At 46.6% G+C, this 998-nt stretch carries 1 rRNA gene; it reads left to right on the plus strand.

Annotation, left to right across the window (positions count from 1 at the left end):
- Nucleotides 1–998, plus strand: a 23S ribosomal RNA gene (locus TH67_RS10120); the annotation flags it as partial.

Consider the following 998-nt stretch of genomic DNA (forward strand, 5'->3'; position numbering starts at 1 on the left):
ACTAGACCGATAGTGTACAAGTACCGTGAGGGAAAGGTGAAAAGAACTGAGGTGATCAGAGTGAAATAGAACCTGAAACCATTTGCTTACAATCATTCAGAGCCCTATGATTTATCAGGGTGATGGACTGCCTTTTGCATAATGAGCCTGCGAGTTGTGATGTCTGGCAAGGTTAAGGAAACCCGGAGCCGTAGCGAAAGCGAGTCTTAATAGGGCGTTTAGTCAGACGTTGCAGACCCGAAACGATGTGATCTATCCATGAGCAGGTTGAAACCGGTGTAAGAGCCGGTGGAGGACCGAACCCGCTAGCGTTGAAAAGCTATGGGATGACTTGTGGATAGGGGTGAAAGGCCAATCAAACATCGTGATAGCTGGTTCTCTCCGAAATATATTTAGGTATAGCGTCATGTAGTAACACTAGGGGGTAGAGCACTGAATGGGCTAGGGCATACACCAATGTACCAAACCCTATCAAACTCCGAATACCTAGTGTGTAATCATGGCAGTCAGGCGGCGAGTGATAAAATCCGTCGTCGAGAGGGGAACAACCCAGACTAACAGCTAAGGTCCCTAAATCTCATTTAAGTGGAAAACGATGTGGAGTTACTTAAACAACCAGGAGGTTGGCTTAGAAGCAGCCATCCTTTAAAGAAAGCGTAATAGCTCACTGGTCTAGTGATTCTGCGCGGAAAATATAACGGGGCTAAAATGAGTACCGAAGCTTTAGACTTAGTTTTACTAAGTGGTAGGAGAGCGTTGTATTTGCGTTGAAGGTATACCGGTAAGGAGTGCTGGAGCGAATACAAGTGAGCATGCAGGCATGAGTAGCGATAATTGGGGTGAGAATCCCCAACGCCGTAAACCCAAGGTTTCCTACGCGATGCTCGTCATCGTAGGGTTAGCCGGGTCCTAAGCAAAGTCCGAAAGGGGTATGCGATGGAAAATTGGTTAATATTCCAATGCCAACTATAATGTGCGATGGAAGGACGCTTAGAGTT

Origin of the sequence: Campylobacter concisus (assembly GCF_001891085.1) — a bacterium.
In the GTDB taxonomy this organism is placed as follows: Bacteria; Campylobacterota; Campylobacteria; order Campylobacterales; family Campylobacteraceae; genus Campylobacter_A; species Campylobacter_A concisus_O.